Raw genomic sequence first — 16,103 nt, forward strand, 5'->3', positions numbered from 1 at the left:
AAGAAACCGATCGGGCGACGAGGCGCGGGCATGTTGAGATCGAAGGGCGCGGCGCGTGCGGCGGTGGCGGCGCTTTTGGCGGCGGCGCTGGCGATTGCGGCGCGCGCGGAGACGCTCGGCCCGGAGACGAACCTGCCCCTGCCGCGCTATGTCAGCCTCAAGACCGAGAAGGCGAACGTCCGCCGCGGGCCGGGGCTGACGCACAGGATCGACTGGGTCTTCGTCCGGCGCGGCATGCCGCTCGAGATCGTGGCGGAATACGGCCATTGGCGGAAGGTCCGCGATGTCGACGACGCTGGCGGCTGGGTGCATTTCGCGATGCTGCGCGGCGCGCGCTCCGCCGTCGTCACCGCGCCGCGCGCCGCCCTTCGCGAGGCGCCGGAGCGCGGCGCCCCACTCGCCGCGCTGGCTGAGGCGGGGGTGATCCTCTCGATCGAGAAATGCGAGCCGGACTGGTGCGAAGTCTCCGCCGGCGCCAATGATGGCTGGGTCTTGAAGTCGGAGATCTGGGGCGCGGGCCCGGACGAGGTTTTCGACTAGGCCGGCCGCGCCGCGCATTTTTGGGCGCGGCGGACAAGGGGGCGGCGGGGTCCCGCCCGCATCCGGGGCTCCGCGACTCACGCCGCGCCATCCCGGCGAAGCCGCCTTCCTCAACACGCGCTGAGTCGGGCGCCGATTCTGGTCGATGTCTTCGGCCGCACGCGACCTCATCATGTTTTCGCATCGGGACCCTTCGTTGACGGGATGGCGATTTCGCCCGGCAATTGGATGATTAACTTGAATTAATCGCCAATCGACGCCTGCATACTTATAAAGGATTGCTCCCGCGATTTGACATCTGGCGGGCTCGGTCATTTTATCCGCTTGTGTACTTCCGCCGGACCACGAGCGGAGCACCATCAATAGATTGGGGGTATATATTATGGATCGTCGGAAATTCATTCGCGCGGGCGCGCTGGGCGCGGCCGGCGCCGGCCTCGGCGCGACGCTTGCGGCGCCGGCCATCGCGCAGAGCCTGCCGAAGGTTCAGTGGCGCTGCACGTCGTCCTTTCCCAAATCGCTCGACACGATCTACGGCGGCGCGGAGGATATCGCCCGATACGTCTCGGAAGCGACGGACGGCAATTTCACCATTCAGGTCTACGCCGCCGGCGAACTCGTCCCTGGCCTTCAGGCCGCCGACGCCGTGATCAACGGCACGGTCGAGATGTGCCACACCGCCGCCTATTACTATGTCGGAAAGGATCCGACCTACGCCATGGGCGCGGTCATCCCATTCGGTCTCAACACGCGCGGGATGCGGGCCTGGCTGCATTACGGCGGCGGCTATGAGCTTCTGAACGAATTCTATCACGGCCAGGGAATCCACTATCTCGGCGCCGGCGGCACCGGCACGCAGATGGGCGGCTGGTTCCGCAAGGAGATCAACTCGCTCGACGACATGAAGGGCCTGAAGATGCGGATCGCCGGCCTCGCCGGTCAGATGATGGAGAAGATGGGCGTCGTGCCGCAGCAGATCGCCGGCGGCGATATCTATCCCTCGCTGGAGCGGGGCACCATCGACGCGGCCGAGTGGATCGGCCCTTATGACGATGAGAAACTGGGCTTCTACAAGGTCGCGCCGTATTACTACTATCCCGGCTGGTGGGAAGGAAATCTGGAGCTCAACGCGTTCATCAATCTCGACAAGTGGAACGAGCTGCCGGACGCCTACAAGAGCCTGCTCAAGACCGCCTCGACCGCGGCGTCGCAGCAGATGATGGCCGAATACGACTACAAGAACCCGACCGCGCTCCGGCAGCTGATCAGCAAGGGGGCGAAGCTTCGCCCCTTCCCGCAGGATGTGATGGAGGCGTCGTTCAAGGCCTCGACCGAGGTCTACGCCGACATCACCGCGAAAAACGCGGCCTTCAAGAAGATCTACGATTCGATGATGGCGTTCCGCGCGGAGACCTATCTCTGGCAACAGGTGGCGGAATACACCTACGACACGTTCATGATGGTCAAGCAGCGTGAAGGCGCGCTGAAGATGGGCGGCTGACGCTCCTCGCCCGGACGGCTGAGACGGCTCGCATGGGGATTCCCATGCGGGCCTTTTTTCGTTCAGGGCCTCAATCGAAGGATGGCGGTTGCGAGAGGTCGACCCCGCCCTCTCCACTTTCAGGAACGGACGGCTCGGGCGCGTCGGACCCGCCTCCGAAATCCAGCGGAGGCAGGCCGATGCCGCCGCCCGTGTCCGTCGCCCCGCCGGATGCGCCGTCCCCCGTCGGCAGGCCGAGCCCGCCGCCGGAGGCCGGCGCGATCCGGACCGGCTCGTCCGGAATGGCGAGAGGTTCGGTTTTGTAGTGCATCACCAGATAGGGGAAGGAGATCACCAGCATGATCATCGTGAACTGGATCACGATGAACGGCGCCACGCCCTTGTAGATCTGGGTGGTCCTGATCGCGGGGAGGGTCGCGCCGCTCTTGTCGTCGCGCCACGGCTCCGTCGGGGTCACGGAGCGCAGGTAGAACAGTGAAAACCCGAAGGGCGGCGTCAGAAAACTTGTCTGGAGATTGATCCCGAGGATCACCCCGAACCACACCAGATCGATCCCGAGCGTCTGGGCGATCGGGGCCAGAAGCGGCACGAGGATGAACGCGATCTCGAAGAAGTCGAGAAAGCAGCCGAGGATGAAAATGACGACCGTGACCACGAGCAGGAAGCCGAATTCGCCGCCAGGCAGGCCGAGCATCAGCTCCTCCAGCCAGACATTTCCGTTGACCCCGTAAAATGTCAGGCCGAACACCCGCGCGCCGATCAGGATGAACATGACGAAGGCGGAAAGCGTCGTCGTCGCCTCGATCGACGAGCGGAGCGTCGCAAGGTCGAGCCGCCGTTTGGCCAGCGCCATCACCAGCGCGCCGACCGCCCCCATCGCGCCGCCTTCGGTCGGAGTGGCGACGCCGAGAAAGATCGTCCCCAGCACAAGAAAGATCAGCGCCAGCGGCGGGATCAGCACGATGATCACCTGCTCGGCCAGCTTCGACATCACATGGAGCTTCAGCGCGCGGTTGAGGAGCGCCGCGAAATACACGGTCACGACGGCGAGCGTCGCGGACAGGACCAGCCGGTTCTCGTCGCTCAGCTCGGCGAAGACGGTGTGATGCGCGGCGTAATAAAGCGCGACGACGGCGCCAAACGCCACCAGCAGCGACGTGACGCCATGCCCGAGCGTGCGCTCTTCGGCCGGCAGCGCCGGAACCCAGGCGGGCCGGATCAACGAGAGCACGAAGATCCATGCGCAGTAGATCGAGATGATGATGAGGGCGGGCCAGATCGCGCCGACATACATGTCGCCGACGGAGACGCCGAGCTGGTCGGCCATCACGATCAGCACCAGCGACGGCGGCACGATCTGCGCCAGCGTCCCGGCCGCCGCGATCGAGCCGGTCGCCACCGACGCGTTGTAGCCGAAGCGCTGCATGATCGGCAATGAAATCAGCCCCATCGCGATGACCGAGGCCGCGACGACGCCGGTCGTCGCGGCGAGCAGGGCGCCGACGAGGATGACGGCGTAGGCGAGCCCGCCGCGAATCGGGCCGAACAGCTGCCCGATCGTCTCGAGCAGATCCTCGGCCATGCCGGAGCGTTCCAGAATCAACCCCATGAAGGTGAAAAACGGGATCGCGAGAAGGGTGTCGTTGTTCATGATCCCGAACACCCGTTCGGGCAACGCGCCGAGGAGCGGCCAGAACAGATTGATTTCTCCGGGGGCGATCTCGGAGAGGCCGACGCCGATGACGAAAAATCCCAGGCCTCCCGCCGCCAGGGTGAGCGCGACCGGATAGCCGAGCAGCAACATCCCCATGACGGTGATGAACATGATCGGCGCGAGATTGTGGGCGATGAGATCAAGCACGCCGATCTCCTCCGCCGATCGCGGCGTCGTCGCGATAGCCGGCGACGAGTTCATGCGCCTCCGGCGGCGCGTCCTCCCGGCCGCCGCCGGGCGGGGGGATGTCGCTGCGCAAGACCGCGATCTTCTTGATGATCTCCGAGAGCGCCTGGAAGGTCAGCAGGACAAAACCAAGCAGAATGAATATCTTGGCGGGCCAGAGGATCAACCCGCCCGCGTTCATAGATTGCTCGCCGGTCGCGTAGGAGCGCAGGAAGAACGGCCAGGACAGCCAGCTCATCAGGACGACGAACGGCGTCAGAAAGCAGATATGACAGATGAGGTCGATCCAGTCCCGCGCGCGCTGGGACAGGTGGGCGGAGACGACGTCGATCCGGACATGCTCGTTCTTTTGCAAGGCGGCGGCGGCGGCCATCATGAAGACTGCGCCGTAGAGATACCATTGCAGCTCCAGCCAGGCGTTGGAGGAGATGTTGAAGAACTTCCGGACGGTGGCGTTGACGGCGCTGACCAGGATCGCGACGAGGATCAGCCAGGCGACCCAACTCCCGACCCAGGCTGTCGCTCTGTCGATGGCCCGCGACAGCTTCAGGACGGGTTTCATGGTTGCTCTGCCCCCTGTCAAATATGGCGCAAAGACGAGAATCCCGATTGAAGACGGCGCGCGCCGACTGATGGGGAGCGTCATGGTCCCTGCATACCCCCCTATTTTAAACGAGTTCGAAGGCGCGCCAAGGAGAAAGCGTCCCGAATAGTGATGCGCCCCCTGCGTTTCGACCGGGCGCGGCGGGAGGAGCTTCTGGATTCGCCGGCCGATCCGTGTTTTTCTTCCTCTGCGCCGCAGCCGGCGGCGCGACCAACCAGAGGCCGCCGCAGTTGGCTGTTGACGCGCCTGTTTTCGCTCCAGAGCCCGATCCGGCGCTGATCGCATGCCATGCGTGCGACGCGCTGCTTGTCGAGCCGCCGATGAGGCCGGGCGCGCGGGCGCGCTGTCCGCGCTGCGGAGCGGTGCTGACGACGGAGCGGGCCGGGGCGCTCGACAGCGTGCTGGCGGCGGCGATCTCCACGGTCGTGTTGCTGGCGGCGGCGGTGTTTCTGCCGTTCATCACGATCGAGGCCGCCGGTCGGCACCGGGACGCGGCCGTGTTCGACGCGATCATCGCCGCCGGCGGGGAGGCGTGGCCTCTCGCGGTCGCGGTCGGCGCCATGGTCGTCGCCCTGCCGCTGGCGCGCGCGCTGGCGCTGCTCTGGGTCCTGGCGCCGATCAGGCTCGGCTTCGCGCCCGCCCCGCAGGCCCGCGCCGCGTTTCGGCTGGCGATCGAACTCAGGCCCTGGTCGATGATGGAGATCTTCATCATCGGGGTCGCGGTGGCGCTGGTGAAGATCTCGGGCATGGCGATTGTCGGGCTCGGCGCCGCGTTCTGGCTCTTCGTCGCGCTTGCGGCGGTCGCGCTTTACGAGGACACGGCGCTTTGTCGGCGGACGATCTGGCGGATCCTGTCATGAGCGCGGCGGCGCGCCCGTTTCTGACGGCGCGCGGCTCGCGCCGCGTCGGCTGCGAGATCTGCGGGCTCGCGGCGCCGGCCGGCGCGCATGTGTGCCGGCGGTGCGGCGCGCATCTGCCCCGCGATGGGCGGCGCAGTCTCGCGGCGGTCTGGTTCTGGCTGATCGCGGGGCTCGCGCTTTACATCCCGGCCAATCTTCATCCGATGCTGATCTCCACCTATCTCGGCCGGGTGAGCGGCAGCACCATCGTCGGCGGCGTGGTCGATCTCGCCACGCACGGCGCCTGGGGGGTGGCCGCGATCGTCTTCTTCGCCAGCGTCGTGATTCCGATCACGAAGTTTCTCATCATCGCCCGGCTGGCGTTGATGGCGGGCGGCGGCCCGGCGCTTGGCGCGAAGCGCGCCATCGGCCTTTACGAAGCGGTGGAGTTCATCGGCCGCTGGTCGATGATCGATGTTTTCGTCGTCGCTATTCTCGCCGCGCTGGTGCAAATGGGCTTTCTCGCCCGGCTCGAGCCGGGGCCGGCGGCGGCGCTCTTCGCGCTTTCCGTCGCCTGTACGATGTTTTCGGCGCGCGCGTTTGACCCGCGCCTGATCTGGGACCGGATCGGAGGGCGGCATGGCTGAGTCGAACCCGGGCCCGGTTCCGCCGGATATGGAGCCGACGCCGCGCCGGACGGTCGCGCTGATCTGGGTGTTCCCGCTGATCGCGGTGATCATCGCGCTCGCTCTGCTCTGGCGCGATTACGCCGAGCGCGGGCCCATGATCGAGATCTCCTTCCCGACCGCCGCCGGGCTGAGCGTGGGCGAAACCGCGCTGCGGTACAAGAATGTCGAGGTCGGGCGGCTGGAGGACCTTCGCTTTTCCGACGATCTGACCCGCGTCATCACGCTTTTCCGCATCGACCCGGACATCGCCCGCTATATCGACAGCGAGGCGGAATTCTGGGTGGTGCGCCCCGAAGTCTCCTCCCGCGGGGTCAGCGGTCTCGAGACGGTGATCTCCGGCGTCTATGTCGAGGGCGCGTGGGACGCGGCGCCGGGCGTGGCTCAGCGTGTCTTCATCGGGCTGAACGACCCTCCCCTGACGCCGAGCGACACGCCCGGAAAGCGCGTCCGGCTGCGCAGCCCCGACGGCGGGGCGCTGTCAGTCGGCGCGCCGATCTTCTTCCGCCGGGTCGAGGTCGGGCGGGTCGAATCCAAGCGCCTCACCCCGGATGGCGAGGGCGTCGAGTTCGACGTGTTCATCAATGCGCCGAACGACGCCAGATTGACGGAGGGGACCCGGTTCTGGGTCGTTTCCGGAGTGGACATCAGCTTCGGCGCCGATGGGGCGCAGTTTCGCATCGGATCCCTGTCCTCGCTTTTGCAAGGCGGAGCGGCGTTCCGGGATTTCTCGGACGGGACGGCGGAGCCGGTGGAGGCCGGCCATGTCTATACGCTTTACGACACGCCGCGCGACGCCCGTTCCGAGGTGATGGAGACGGACCCGGGCGAGCAGCTCCTGCTCGATGTCTATTTCGGCCGCTCGGTGCGGGGCCTTTCGACCGGCGCGCCGGTGGAGCATGAGGGCATTCGCGTCGGCCGGGTCTCGGGGATCGCGGCGCAGATCGACGCGGACGCCGGAACCTTCTCGACCCGGACCACAGTCGCGATCGCGCCGTCGCTTCTCGGCCTTGAGGAGGGCGACGTGGCCGGCGCGCTGAGATTCATGGAGCGCGCCGTCGCCGATGGGCTCCGGGCGCAACTGACGCAGGGCAGCCTCCTGACGGGCGAATTGATCGTACGGCTCGTCGATGCGCCGGATTCGCCTCCGGCGACGCTGAGGCGCGGAGATGAGGGGCGCCCGCTGCTCCCGGCGGTCCCCTCCGATCTTGATGAGATCACCGGCTCGGTCCAGGGCGTGCTCCGGCGGGTGGATCAATTGCCGATCGAGGCGATTTTCGACAATGCGGTGATCCTGCTCGAGAACATCAACACGCTGATCGCCTCCGACGGGGTGCGCGCGGCCCCGAAAAGCATGGTGGCCGCGCTGGACGCGGCGACGGCGCTCCTGGCCTCTCCCGGTCTCGCCGCCGCGCCGGATGAGGCGGCGGCGCTTCTGGCGCGGCTGAACGCGCTCCTGGAGTCGGATGAAGTCGCCTCCGCGCGCGCCGATCTGGCCGCGGCGCTGGCCAGCCTGCGCGCTGTCGCGGAGACGCTGGACGCCTCCGACCTTGCGGGAGAGTCCGCCGCCGCCGCCGCCGCGCTTCGCGCCCGGCTGGAGGATCCGGCGCTCGCCGGGCTGGCGGGGCGGCTTGACGAGGCGTCCGCCGCCGCCGCCGCGCTTCTGTCCGCTCCGGCGTTGCAAGCGGCGCCGGAGCGGGCGGTGGCCGCGCTCGACGCGTTGGAGGCGCTCTTGTCCGACCCGGCTCTGCGGGCGACGCCGGAGGCGCTGAACGCCGCGCTCGCGTCGCTCGGGAGCTTGCTGGACGATCCGGCGCTTCGCGCCGCCCCGGCGGAATTGACGGCTGGAGTCGCGTCCGCGCGCGCGCTGGTTCAGGCCCTTGAGCAGGAGAACGCGGCGGCGGAGCTCTCGGGCGCGCTGCGGGCGGCGCGGGCGCTGTTCGACGATCCGGCGCTCAGGCGTTTCTCCGGCGAGGCCGCGGCGACGGCCGCCGCGCTCCGTGAGATCCTCGCCGCGCCGGGCGCGACGGAGCTGCCGGCTTCGGCGACGGCGGCGCTCACCGCCAGCGCCGCGCTGCTGGACCGTCTCCGCGAGGATGATCTCGCCGGAACCGCCGCCGCCGCGCTCAAGAGCCTCGACGCGGCCACCACGGCGGTGAGGCGCGCGACCGAAGGAACGCCGGAGCTGATCCGGCGGCTCTCCACGCTCGCGGCGCGGACGGACGATATCCTCGCCTCCGTCGATGTCGGCTCGGAGCTGAATTACGAGACCGTCGCCGCGATCCGCGAAATCCGCGACGCGGCGCGGGCGATCAGCGATCTCGCCGATCTGGTCGAGCGCCAGCCGAACGCCCTGATCATCGGGAAATGAACATCATGCGCCGTATTTTCACGCTTCTCGCACCCCTCGCCGTCGCCGCGTGCATGGCCGCGCCGGCGCCGTCTCTCTATCTTCTCGAGGCGCCGAAAGGCGCCGCGGCCCCTCCGGCGGAAAGCGGCGGGGCTTCGATCGGGCTGCGCGAGATCGCGTTGCCGCTCTATGCGCGCCGCCTGCAGATCGCCGCGCAGGACGAGAGCGGCGCGATCACCGCGGCGGATGAGCGGCGCTGGGCGGAGGAGCCGCCGCGCGCCGCGACCCGCCTTCTGGCGCGGCGGCTCGCGGCGATCCGGGGCGCGCCCGCCTACGCGGACCCCTGGCCGCAAGGGGCGGCGCCGGACCTGATCGCGACTGTGGATGTCGATCGCTTTCTCGGCGGGCTTGGCGGCGACGTCGATCTGGTCGGTCAGCTCACCATCTCCCGCGCGGACCGGCGCGGCGGCGCGGCGACCACGCCCTTCGCCATCACCGCCCCTGTCGAAGGCGACGACTACGCCGCGCTCACGGCGGCCTACGCCGCCGCGCTGGCTGAACTGGCGCAGCTCATCGCCGGCGCCGCGGACGCATATTGAGCGGAGGCTCGGTCAGCCGCCGCGCCTGAGCGCCTCGATTTCGCTCCTTGCGGCGCCCAGCGCCTCCATCGCCGCCTGAAGCTCGGCCTCCCGTTCGCGGAGCGCGGCGGCCGCCTTCTCCTGCGCGAGCCGCGCCTCGGCGGAGATCCGGTCGCGGTCGGCTTCGGTCGTCAGCAATTCGGCGGCCAGCTCGTCCGCGCGATCGCTGCGAGGAGACGACGCGGAGATGAGGCGCAACCAGAGGGAATGCGCGAGCCAACCGACAAGAAACGCCGCCAGCAGCGCGCCGGCGATGGCGATCGCAATCTCCGCGCGGGTCATCGCGTTCCCTCCTTCGCAAGATTCCTGAACTCGATCCGGCGGTTTTGCGCCCGCCCCGCCTCGGTGGCGTTGTCGGCGATCGGCTCCGCTTCGCCATATCCCTCCGCCGTAAGCATGTTCAGCCGCGCTCCGGCTTGCAGAAGCGCGGCGAGAACCGCTTCCGCCCGCGCCCGGCTGAGCCGGAGATTGCCGGATTCCGAGCCCTGAGAATCGGTGTGGCCGGCGATTTCGATCGGCCCGCCGGCGCAGCGCCCGAGCGTCTCCGCGAGACGGGCGAGCACCGGCGCGCTGGAGGGATCGATGTCGGCCGAGCCCGGCGCGAAGCCGATCGGATCGGCCGCGGCGACGGCGGTCAACTCGCTGGCGCAGCGCGACGCCGGCAACGGCTCCGCCGCCGCCAGCCGCGCGGGCGAGACCGTGATCCGGGTCTTTGCGCTGATGGCGGGCTCCGCGCCTTCGGCGAGCCGCTGCTGAACGGCGGAGATGACGAGCGGGTCCAGAGCCACCCCCTCGATCAGGGCGGCGTCGGCGTCCAGCCGGCCTTCGCCGCTCTCCAGTTGCGAAAGGGCGGCGATCATCGCCATCGCCGCGCCGCGCCAGCCGGGCGGGAACGCGCCGCCATAGGTCAACGCGGTTTCGACCTCGTCGCCGGGCGCCGTCGCGCGGGCGTAGGCCGCGAGGCTCTCCCCGGTCAGCAAATCGGGCGCGGCGCCTGAAATCCGGAGCCGCGCGCCGTCGAGCGAGAGCGTGAGAACCGCGTCCGGCGCTGCGGCGGCGTCCGCGGGCGGCGGCGGGGCGGCGGCGGGCGGTTCGGGCGCGGCGAGGTCGGCGGAGGACAGGCTGGCCAGCCGATAGGACGGCGGCAGCGCCTTCCGCAGATCCGCCGCCGCCTGTTGAAAGGCGCGCCGGGTGGTTGGGGGCCTCGCCGTGAGGCGGGCGCGCTGGCCGATCAGGCTCACTTCGCCCGCCGGGAGCGCCGCGAGCGCGGCGAGCGCCGCCTCCGCCGCCGCGCCCCAGTCCGGAGGCGCCCCGGGGCCGACGGCGCAAGCGGCGGGCGCGCCGCCAAGAGGCGCCGCCAGCGCGATGATCCGCGCGGCCTCGTCGGCGTCGGACGCGGCGCAGGTCGTCAGGCCGGCGGCGCCGGGGCCGGTCTCCGCGCGGATGACGAACGTCGCCGCCGGCGCCGGCGCGGGCGCGAGGTCGGAGCGGACCGTCCAGCCCGCCGCCTCCACCTTCGCCATCGCGGCCTCGATCCGGTCGCGGCCGCCATCGTCGCGGGCGATGCCGGAGAGCGCGAGCCGGCCTGGCGTCAGCTCCACCCGCCCATGGGTCAGGTTCGCGGCGATCTCCGCGGCGGGGCGGGCGATCGCGGCCCAGTCGCGGGGGCCGGGCGCCGCGTCCGCGCGGCTGAGATCGCTGAGCGCGAGCGCCGGCGCCGCGTCGCCGAGCGCCGCCGCCAACGCGGCTTGCGCGCCGGCGCCGGGGGCCGCCCCGATGATCGTGAGATCGCCCGCGCCGCGCATGATCGTGACAGTCGCCTCAGGCGCCGCCGCGCCCGCGCCCGCAGCCGGCCGGATCGTCGCGCCGTTGAGGATGATCGCGCGGAAGGGGCGCGTTGCTCCCGCAGTCTGGGCCAGCAGCGTCAGCGCCTCGGCGCGCGCGATCTCGTTCGGCGCCTCTCCGGTCAGAGTGAGGCGCAGGCCGTCGGCGTCGACGCCCGCCCAGGACCACCCTTCCGCGGAGAGCGCGGCTTCAGCCCGGGCGCGCGCGCCATCTTCGAGCAGCCGCGCGCCATGAAACCCCGCGAGCCCGACTGCGACCGCGGCCGCAAGAAGGATCGGCGCGGCCTTGCGCCACCTGTCAGCCACGCCGCACGCTCCGTTCCGGGCCGGGCGGCCTTCCAGTATTCGCACTCGTCGATGTCACGCGCATGGTCGCGGCTTAGCACGGGTCGGCGCGCCCCGGAAGCGGGTGCGTTTACGGGCCGCGCCGCCGCCGTTATGCTCCGCCGCGAAGCCGGGCGGAGCGGACCATGAAACAGCGGATCGTCATTATCGGCGGCGGACAGGCCGGCGCGGCGATGGCGGCGAAGCTGCGCGCGCTTGGTCATCAAGGGCCGCTGACGCTCGTCTGCGAGGAGCCCGCGCCGCCCTATCAACGCCCGCCGCTTTCCAAGAAATACCTTCTCGGCGAGATGGAGGAGGCGCGGCTCTATCTTCGCCCGGCCGAATATTACGCCGACCAGAAGATCGCGCTGCTCACCGGACTCGCCGCCGCCCGGATCGACCGGACGGCGCGCGAGGTGACGCTCAGCGACGGGCGGACGCTCGCCTATGACCGTCTGGCGCTGACCACGGGCGCGCGTCCACGGCTTTTGCCGGCGACGATCGGCGGCGCGCTTGGCGGCGTCTATCCGGTGCGGACGCTTGGCGATGTCGACGCGATGGCGGCCGAATTTCGCGCCGGCGCGCGCGTGCTGATCGTCGGCGGCGGCTATATCGGGCTGGAGGCGGCGGCGGTGGCGGCGCTTCGCGGGCTCCGCGTCACGCTCATCGAGCTTGCGGACCGGATCCTTCAGCGGGTCGCGGCGCCGGAGACTTCGGCCTATTTCCGCGCGCTCCATCAGCGCCATGGCGTCGCGATCCGGGAAGGGGTCGCGCTCGAGCGGCTTGAGGGCGCTGACCGGGTGACGCGCGCGGCGCTCTCCACGGGGGAGACGCTCGACATCGATTTCGCGTTGGTCGGCGTCGGCGTCCTGCCGAATCAGGAGCTGGCGGCGGCGGCGGGGCTCATGGTTGGCGACGGGATCGAGGTGGACGCGGCGGGGCGGACCTCGGACCCGGCGATCTTCGCCGCCGGCGATTGCGCCTCCTTCCCCTATGGAGGCCAGCGGGTCCGGCTGGAATGCGTGCAGAACGCCATCGACCAGGCCGAGGCGGCGGCGGCGGCGATGCTGGGCGAGGCCGTCTCCTATGCGCCGACGCCGTGGTTCTGGTCCGATCAATACGACGTGAAACTTCAGATCGCCGGGCTGAACCGGGGCTATGAGCGCACGTTTCTCCGCCCGGGGGCGAATGGCGCGCAGTCGGTCTGGTATTACCGCGGCGACCGGTTGATCGCGGTCGATGCGATGAACGATCCGCGCGCCTATATGGTCGGCAAGCGGCTCATCGAAGCGGGGAAAAGCCCGCCGCCCGAGATGGCGTCGGATCCGGCGGTCGAGGTGAAAAGCCTGCTCGCCGTCGCGGGCTGAGGCGGTTCAGGCCTCCAGCATCCGGCGAAGCAGTTCGACGTCCTCAGCCATCTGGCTGTCGGTGTCGGTCAGCGATTCGACCCGCTTGACCGCGTGCATCACCGTCGTGTGGTCGCGGCCGCCGAATTTGCGGCCGATCTCCGGCAGGCTCTTGGAGGTCAGCGTTTTCGCCAGATACATCGCCACCTGACGCGGCCGCGCGATGGCGCGCGCGCGCCTCGGGGAGGTCATGTCCGTGAGGCGCAGGTTATAATGCTCCGCCACCTTGCGCATGATCTCGTCGATCGTGACCTTGCGGTCCGAAGCGCGAAGGAGGTCCGCAAGGCACTCCTGGGCCATGTCGAGCGTGACCTCGCGGCCGACGAGCGAGGCGAACGCGAAGAGCCGCGTCAGCGCGCCTTCGAGCACGCGGACGTTCGACGAAATCCTGTGCGCCAGAAGCTCCAGCACCTTGGGGTCGAACTTGACCGATGGCTCGCGCGCCAGCGCGATCTCGACCTTGGATTGGAGGATGCCGAGCCGAAGCTCGTAATCGGTCGGATGGATGTCGACGACCAGCCCCCATTGCAACCGGGAGCGGATCCGGTCCTCCAGATGTTCGATGTCGCCCGGCGCGCGGTCGCCCGAGATGACGATCTGCTTGCCGCTGTCGATCAGCGCGTTGAATGTGTGAAAGAACTCGATCTGCGTGGAGTTCTTTCCGGCGATGAACTGCACGTCGTCGACCATCAGGACGTCGACTGAACGGAACTGCTCCTTGAAGGCGATGGTGTTGTCTTTCCGGATCGCCTGAATGAAGCGATACATGAACTGTTCCGCGGAAAGATACAGCACGTTGCGCGCCGGCGTGCGCTCGGCGATCCGCCACGAGATCGCGTGCATGAGATGGGTCTTGCCGAGCCCGACCCCGCCGTGAAGGAAGACCGGATTGTACACTACGCTATCGTCTTCCGCGACACGGCGCGACGCCGCGTAGGCCAGCTCGTTCGGGCGCCCGACGATGAATTCGTCAAAGGTGAAGCGCCGCTCCAGCGGGGCGGAGCGGAGCGCTGCGGCGGGTTCGGGCGCGTCGCCATCCGGGCTTCGCGGCGCGCCATTGGGCGGACTGGCGGCGCCGGCGGCCACGACGACCTGCGCGCAGCGCCCGCCCGCCTCGTTGAGCGCGGAGGAAATTTCACCGGCGTAATGCCGGCGGACCCAATCGGCGACGAACTCCGACGGCGCCTCGAGCCGCGCGGTGTCCGCGGCGAGGCCGCAAAAGGTCAGCGGCTTGATCCACCTGCCCCAGGCCGCGGCGCCGATCTCGGTCTTCACGATCCCGCACGCGTCAGCCCACACCCGAGCGTCTTGACTCGTCATCGAAGCACTCCCCGCTGTCTTTCGCGCATGGCGCGCCGGGCCGGGCCGCTGACGCGGCGGGACCCGGACGCATCCCGCGTCAACTTTGCCGCCAGGGGAGACCGCGCGCTTTCCACCCGTTCATGGCGCCGCGCCGGCTTTCGCCATCGAGATCGCCCTCGAATCCCTCGGTGATGTTGAAGCAGGAGAGCGCCCGCCCGGCGGCCGCGGCCGCATGCGCCGTGACGAGCGCCGCCTTCATGGACCGGCCGCCCGAGCGGCAGAGAAAATACGCGGTCTCCGCCCCTGCGCGCTCGATCGCGTCGAGCGCCTCGGCGGCGAAGTCGGGATCGACTCCCATCGACGGGAAGCTCTGCCATTCCAGCAGCGCCGGCTCTCGCCCCGTGGCGGAAAGATCCGGCAGGCCGACGAACGCCCATTCCGCGCGGGTTCTCACGTCAATCAGAATCGCCTTCTCGCCCGAGTTCAACGCGCTCCAAGCCTCCTTTGGATCGACCTCGCCAATGCCTGAAGACGTCATCCCCACCTCCCTTGCGCGAATCTTCCGATGTCCGAGATAAGTAGATAGGCGAAATCCGCCGCTCCATTCAACAATAACTCGACACGATCTCGAGGAATTAAATTGCCAAAAAGGGGGTGATTGTATTGAGCTTCACAAACAAAGCTCATGTGCGTTTATTATTTTAGCAATAACAAACACAGGCGCCACTTGGACTTCTGTCCATATTGGTTGCGTCTGGATCGACGTCCTATTGAATGACCGGAACCATGCCGCCACGCTCCGATTCCTTCAACGGGTACAGAGAGTGAACGTAATTTTCTTGCCGCGAAATAAATCAACGCGTGCGAGATCGCCCTCGCACGCGTTGATTTCGGACGACTCGAACGCTCCCGGCCTACCCTTGGAAGGCGCAGGCGATGCGAGTCAGACGGCGAGCGCCTTCACTCGGGCGGCGAGCCGGGAGACTTTGCGGCTGGCGGTGTTGGCGTGCAGGACGCCCTTGCTGGCGCCGCGCATGATCTCCGGCTGCGCCTCGCGAAGCGCGTTTTTCGCGACCTCGGCGTCGCCGCTCGCGATCGCCTCCTCGACCTTGCGCAAGAAGGTTTTGATGCGGCTCCGGCGCGCGGTGTTCGTCGCGGTGCGGCGCTCAATCTGGCGCACACGCTTCTTGGCGGATGGCGAGTTGGCCATATCGTGATCCCGTTCTTCTATTCTTGAAACGAGTGGCGCGTATACGCGCGGCCCGCCGATCCGTCAAGGCGAGGGCGGGCCGGCGCTCCGGCTCAGCGCTGGCAGGCCGGGCAATGGAATGTCGAACGGCCGGATTGCACGATGCGCCGCACCGGGGCGGAACAGCCCGGCGTGGGGCAGGCCGCGCCCTCCCGGCCGTAGACGCGGAAGGAGTGCTGGAAATATCCAAGCTCCCCGTCCGCCTGACGATAGTCCTTCAACGAGGAGCCGCCGGCGGCGATGGCGTCGGAGATCGTGGCGTTGATCTCCGCCGTCAGGCGCGCGACGTCGGCGGGCCCGATCGCGCCCGCCATGCGTTCGGGAGAGAGCCCGGCGCGGTGCAGCGCCTCGCAGACATAGATGTTGCCGAGCCCGGCGATGATCCGCTGATCGAGCAAGGCCGCCTTGATCGACATTTTCCTCCCCGTGAGCCGCGCCGCCAGATAATCGGCGTGGAACGCGTTGGAGAGCGGCTCGGGCCCCAGCCCGGAGAGCAGGCGGTGATTGGCGATATCGGCCGTCGCCCAGAGATCCATCGCGCCGAAGCGGCGGGCGTCGTTGAAGGTGACGCGCGCGCCCCCCTCCATGTCCAGAACGACATGGTCGTGCTTGGCGCTTCCGCCGGCGCTCTGATGAAACACGCCCTGCTGCGCGCCGGAGACGAGCATGCGCCCCGACATGCCGAGGTGGATGAGCAGCGTCTCGCCCCCGTCCAGATCCGCGAGAATGTATTTCGCGCGGCGGCCGAGGCGCTCCACTCGCCGGCCGGTCAGACGCTCGGCGAATCGCTCCGGGAACGGCCAGCGCAGATCCGGGCGGCGCTGGATCGCCAGGATGATTCGCCGCCCCTCCATCGCCGGCGCGAGGCCGCGCCGGACCGTCTCGACTTCGGGCAATTCAGGCATCCGGATCCGGCATGC

General features: G+C 68.9%; 15 protein-coding genes. 7 read left to right on the forward strand and 8 right to left on the reverse strand.

Going from position 1 to position 16,103, the window contains the following annotated elements; translation table 11 throughout:
• The first annotated feature begins 30 nt into the window (after positions 1-30).
• Together WG921_RS00275 and WG921_RS00280 are read left to right on the forward strand one after the other, a co-directional pair.
• Complete coding sequence (locus WG921_RS00275; RefSeq protein ID WP_340107160.1) at positions 31-540, forward strand: SH3 domain-containing protein; 510 nt, start codon at positions 31-33, stop codon at positions 538-540.
• A 382-nt stretch (positions 541-922) separates the two neighbouring features.
• Positions 923-2,041: a TRAP transporter substrate-binding protein gene (locus tag WG921_RS00280; protein WP_340107161.1), complete on the forward strand. Its 1,119-nt coding sequence runs from the start codon at positions 923-925 to the stop codon at positions 2,039-2,041.
• A 70-nt stretch (positions 2,042-2,111) separates the two neighbouring features.
• Here the strand turns inward: WG921_RS00280 and WG921_RS00285 are convergent, their stop codons facing one another.
• The gene (locus tag WG921_RS00285) at positions 2,112-3,902 is read right to left on the reverse strand and encodes a TRAP transporter large permease (RefSeq protein ID WP_340107162.1); all 1,791 of its coding nucleotides are present in this window, start codon (positions 3,900-3,902) and stop codon (positions 2,112-2,114) included.
• The gene (locus WG921_RS00290) at positions 3,895-4,503 is read right to left on the reverse strand and encodes a TRAP transporter small permease subunit (RefSeq protein WP_340107163.1); all 609 of its coding nucleotides are present in this window, start codon (positions 4,501-4,503) and stop codon (positions 3,895-3,897) included. Before WG921_RS00290 ends, WG921_RS00285 begins: the two co-directional genes overlap by 8 nt.
• A gap of 272 nt (positions 4,504-4,775) precedes the next feature.
• Between WG921_RS00290 and WG921_RS00295 the strand changes: the two genes are divergently transcribed.
• The 4 genes from WG921_RS00295 to WG921_RS00310 are packed head-to-tail and all read left to right on the forward strand — an operon-like array spanning position 4,776 to position 9,019.
• The gene (locus WG921_RS00295) at positions 4,776-5,405 is read left to right on the forward strand and encodes a paraquat-inducible protein A (RefSeq protein WP_340107164.1); all 630 of its coding nucleotides are present in this window, start codon (positions 4,776-4,778) and stop codon (positions 5,403-5,405) included.
• A complete protein-coding gene (locus WG921_RS00300; RefSeq protein WP_340107165.1) occupies positions 5,402-6,031 on the forward strand; it encodes a paraquat-inducible protein A in 630 nt (209 codons plus the stop codon). The genes WG921_RS00295 and WG921_RS00300 overlap by 4 nt, the downstream gene beginning before the upstream one ends.
• Entirely contained in the window at positions 6,024-8,441 is a 2,418-nt protein-coding gene (locus WG921_RS00305) for a PqiB family protein (protein WP_340107166.1), read from the forward strand. Before WG921_RS00300 ends, WG921_RS00305 begins: the two co-directional genes overlap by 8 nt.
• 5 nt (positions 8,442-8,446) lie before the next feature.
• On the forward strand, positions 8,447-9,019 hold the full coding sequence (locus WG921_RS00310; protein ID WP_340107167.1) for a PqiC family protein: 573 nt from the start codon (positions 8,447-8,449) through the stop codon (positions 9,017-9,019).
• 12 nt (positions 9,020-9,031) lie between these two features.
• On the opposite strand, the gene WG921_RS00315 is transcribed toward WG921_RS00310, so the two are convergent.
• Both WG921_RS00315 and WG921_RS00320 read right to left on the reverse strand, forming a co-directional pair.
• Positions 9,032-9,340 (reverse strand): hypothetical protein, encoded by a 309-nt coding sequence (locus tag WG921_RS00315; protein ID WP_340107168.1) that lies wholly within the window; start codon positions 9,338-9,340, stop codon positions 9,032-9,034.
• Positions 9,337-11,208, reverse strand: a complete 1,872-nt coding sequence (locus tag WG921_RS00320; RefSeq protein WP_340107169.1) for an OmpA family protein — start codon at positions 11,206-11,208, stop codon at positions 9,337-9,339. The genes WG921_RS00315 and WG921_RS00320 overlap by 4 nt, the downstream gene beginning before the upstream one ends.
• A gap of 164 nt (positions 11,209-11,372) precedes the next feature.
• On the opposite strand from WG921_RS00320, the gene WG921_RS00325 reads away from it, so the two are divergent.
• On the forward strand, positions 11,373-12,593 hold the full coding sequence (locus tag WG921_RS00325; RefSeq protein WP_340107170.1) for an NAD(P)/FAD-dependent oxidoreductase: 1,221 nt from the start codon (positions 11,373-11,375) through the stop codon (positions 12,591-12,593).
• A 6-nt stretch (positions 12,594-12,599) separates the two neighbouring features.
• Here WG921_RS00325 and dnaA read toward each other — a convergent pair whose 3' ends face one another.
• The 4 genes from dnaA to mutM form a co-directional block, all read right to left on the reverse strand.
• Entirely contained in the window at positions 12,600-13,952 is a 1,353-nt protein-coding gene (gene dnaA / locus WG921_RS00330) for a chromosomal replication initiator protein DnaA (protein ID WP_340107171.1), read from the reverse strand.
• A gap of 79 nt (positions 13,953-14,031) precedes the next feature.
• Positions 14,032-14,472 (reverse strand): rhodanese-like domain-containing protein, encoded by a 441-nt coding sequence (locus tag WG921_RS00335; protein ID WP_340107172.1) that lies wholly within the window; start codon positions 14,470-14,472, stop codon positions 14,032-14,034.
• 405 nt (positions 14,473-14,877) lie between these two features.
• Positions 14,878-15,144, reverse strand: coding sequence for a 30S ribosomal protein S20 (gene rpsT / locus WG921_RS00340; protein ID WP_340107173.1), 267 nt, complete (start codon positions 15,142-15,144; stop codon positions 14,878-14,880).
• 92 nt (positions 15,145-15,236) lie between these two features.
• Positions 15,237-16,088 carry a bifunctional DNA-formamidopyrimidine glycosylase/DNA-(apurinic or apyrimidinic site) lyase gene (mutM, locus tag WG921_RS00345; RefSeq protein ID WP_340107174.1) on the reverse strand — a complete coding sequence of 284 codons (852 nt, stop codon included), beginning with the start codon at positions 16,086-16,088 and terminating at the stop codon, positions 15,237-15,239.
• Positions 16,089-16,103: the final 15 nt, after the last annotated feature.

The sequence above is a fragment of the Paludibacillus litoralis genome (assembly GCF_037646705.1).
GTDB classification, from domain to species: Bacteria; Pseudomonadota; Alphaproteobacteria; order Rhodobacterales; family Rhodobacteraceae; genus Pikeienuella; species Pikeienuella litoralis.